Raw genomic sequence first — 2,992 nt, 5'->3', positions numbered from 1 at the left:
ATTTAGTCCGTCAGTAGTTAGCCAACATTAAGCCGAGGAGAGGCCCCATGAAATTATCCAGCAAAAATTTAGATGCCCGTCTCGACACGGTTTACGATGCCATCGTTTTAGGGGGAGGCATGGGGGGCTTGTCTGCGGCCATCTATCTAGCCCGCTATGGTCTGAAGTGTCTGGTGGTGGAAAAAGGGCGGGGCCGCTCCTTCTGGATGCAGGATTTACGCAACTATGTGGGGCTAGACCCTGATACGCCGGGGCGGGACATTATCACCCACAGCACCCAACAGGCCCTCCACTGGGGCGCGGATTTGCTGCGGGGTTACGTGGAAGATGTGACCGATGAGGGAGATACCCTGGCAGTGAAGGTGAAGGTGGGCAAAAAAGATAGTCAATACCCAATTTTTCGGGCTAGATATGTGATCGCCGCCACGGGCATCATCGACAATCTCCCCCAGTTGGAGGATATGCAGAATGTCTATGACTATGCCGGCTATACCCTGCACGTTTGCATGATCTGTGACGGCTTTGATATGTGGGACCAAAAGGCTGTCCTGATTGCGGGCACCGAAGGGCAAATTAATGCCGCCTTTGTCTTGAATTGGTTTACGCCCTACATTACCGTGTTGACCCATGGGCTCTGCACTGTCGGCGATGAAATGAAAGCCAAGTTAGCAGACCACGGTTATCCCCTCCACGAAGCGGCGATCGCCAAATTTTTAGGGGAGAACCACAAAATGAGCGGAGTAGAACTGGTGGACGGCACGGTGATCGAAGCAACAACAGGTTTGATTAATATGGGGTCGGTGTACCATAACCATTACCTCAAGGGTATAGAGGGCCTGGAATGGGAAGGGGAAAACTTGGTCACCAATGACATGGCCCAAACTACCCATCCCCGCATTTTTGGCCTGGGGGATCTGAAAAAGGGGTTAAATCAAGTATCTGTGGCTGTGGCCGATGGCACCCTCGCCGCTACCCAAATTTGGCGTAACATCCGTCGAGCCAGTGAACCCCGCAAATGGATTCATTAACCAAAAGTAAGTTTGACAGGCTGTCTTTTGACCCTTGGCCGATATTTTGCCTAGGATGGGGGGCATTCTTTTAGCAGTAATTTACTAAGTTCTCCCTTCCTATGGAAAGTCCCCTTGAAACCAAGCCGCCAAAAGACAATCAGTCTATGGACTGCGGCAGTGTAGACCCTTCCCGTAAATGGTACCAAGCCCGCCTATTTTCCTTTGGTATCACCCCAACGGGTTATGTGGCAGTGGGGGTAGCTCCCATGGGGGTAGTGGCCATTGGCATTGTTCCGATGGGGGTAATTTCCGTTGGCATGGTGGGTATGGGGGCGATCGCCGCTGGATTTGTCACCATGGGAATGGTAGCCTTTGGCGACGTGAGTATGTCCTATTTTGGTGGCCACAAAGGTGGTAAAGGCCATGGGGCAGTGCCAGCCCAGGACATGCCCATGATGGAAAAGCCCATGGAGAAACCCATGGATCACAGCAATCACTAATTACTCAGGCTAGAATTGGGGAAACTTATTCACCGTTTCCCAAGTTCCATGTTCTCCTCCATTGTTTCCGGTGGTTTAACCCTTGCTCTGGCCGTTTTTCCCGTGGAAGCTGGAGGTTCGGGACAGATTATTCAAGCTAATGTCCCCGTCTTACAAGCCCAGGCGATCGACCTCAACGAAGTGCAACGACAACTGGAGCAAAATCCCCAATTGGTTCAACAAGCAGAGCAATTGTTACGGGAAAATCCAGACTTGGTGATTAAAACCATGGAGCAAATATTGAGGAATAATCCCACCCTCATTCAAGAAATTCAAGCCATGCCAGGGCTGATGAATGAGATGGCACGGCAGGGGACCGGTATTATTGATTATTTACAAAAAAATCCCGAATTATTTCGCCAATTGGAACAAATGCTGGTGGTGCCCCGGTAGGAAGTTAGTCTTAATATTTAATCTGTCCGTTGTTCTAGTTTACCTAACATAATTAAACTTTCTAAATCTTCTGTTGCTGTGGGTAAGTATTTGGCGACCATTATTCTAACTTTTTCGAGTTGAGTATCCGTAGCGCATCCAACCATGCGACTGATGTCAGCTAAATCTTGGCTGCGGCTGGCATTTAACTTCATTAAAATCAAATAGGGCAAGTCAATAATTGGCAAACCATCAGGCGCATAATTGGGAGATTCAAGAGCCGTTTCTAACCAAGGTTCATTAATTTCGAGCACGTCCAATGAAGTCCCATTAGGTAAATTCCACTGACTACCGGGAATTGTTAAATCGCTCACTTTGGTTGCCCCGGCATCTCTTAAGTTTTGATAGGCTAGTTGCGCTTTATCAGCTGCAATTATGATGTCAAGGTCCAATGTCATCCGTTCCGGCATGTACAGCCTGGTTGCTACTCCCCCTACTACGGCAAAGGGAACATCTTTGATTAATTGACGAAGATCAGTCACGGGTAAAGTCCAAGTTCGTTTATTTAAAAAAGTGAGGCTGCTACCGGTGCCAGGTTTGACCCTTTTTTTAATTAAGGAAAGGAAAATTTGTCTACGTTTTAAATGAGGATCGGTAAGTAGGGTTGACATAAAATAAGAGATTTTTTTTGTCTATTAATCAGAATATAATTGAGAAAATCTTAACAATGTTCTTGCCCCTGAATGAGCTTAATTAAGCATTCCGGCGATAGTCCCCATTGTAAAAGGTTTATCATAGGGGTCTGTTGTTACATTTCTAGCCATGTCCTTCGTTGGTCTCCATATCCACAGTGACTATAGCCTCCTGGATGGGGCTTCCCAATTACCCGCTTTGATTGACCGGGCCATTGAGTTGGGTATGCCGGCGATCGCCTTGACGGACCATGGGGTGATGTATGGGGCGGTGGAGTTGCTGAAGGTCTGTCGGGGTAAACCGATTAAACCTATCATCGGCAACGAGATGTATGTGATTAATGGTGACATTGAAATTAATAAGCGTCACCGTCGTTTT

General features: G+C 47.8%; 5 protein-coding genes. 4 read left to right on the top strand and 1 reads right to left on the bottom strand.

Going from position 1 to position 2,992, the window contains the following annotated elements; genetic code table 11:
- Positions 1–47: 47 nt before the first annotated feature.
- From IQ219_RS18570 to IQ219_RS18560, 3 genes are all read left to right on the top strand, one after another.
- Positions 48–1,028, top strand: coding sequence for an NAD(P)/FAD-dependent oxidoreductase (locus IQ219_RS18570; RefSeq protein WP_194073588.1), 981 nt, complete (start codon positions 48–50; stop codon positions 1,026–1,028).
- A gap of 101 nt (positions 1,029–1,129) precedes the next feature.
- Positions 1,130–1,510: a hypothetical protein gene (locus IQ219_RS18565; protein WP_194073587.1), complete on the top strand. Its 381-nt coding sequence runs from the start codon at positions 1,130–1,132 to the stop codon at positions 1,508–1,510.
- A 48-nt stretch (positions 1,511–1,558) separates the two neighbouring features.
- Positions 1,559–1,942, top strand: a complete 384-nt coding sequence (locus IQ219_RS18560; protein WP_194021127.1) for a hypothetical protein — start codon at positions 1,559–1,561, stop codon at positions 1,940–1,942.
- 17 nt (positions 1,943–1,959) lie between these two features.
- Here IQ219_RS18560 and IQ219_RS18555 read toward each other — a convergent pair whose 3' ends face one another.
- Positions 1,960–2,592, bottom strand: coding sequence for a hypothetical protein (locus tag IQ219_RS18555; protein WP_190599161.1), 633 nt, complete (start codon positions 2,590–2,592; stop codon positions 1,960–1,962).
- A gap of 151 nt (positions 2,593–2,743) precedes the next feature.
- Between IQ219_RS18555 and IQ219_RS18550 the strand changes: the two genes are divergently transcribed.
- The coding region (locus IQ219_RS18550) for a PHP domain-containing protein (protein ID WP_194073586.1) at positions 2,744–2,992 on the top strand (249 nt) is incomplete at its 3' end.

It is taken from the genome of Synechocystis sp. LEGE 06083 (assembly GCF_015207725.1).
GTDB lineage: Bacteria > Cyanobacteriota > Cyanobacteriia > Cyanobacteriales > Microcystaceae > Synechocystis > Synechocystis salina.
This window is presented reverse-complemented; position numbering and strand designations above follow the sequence as displayed.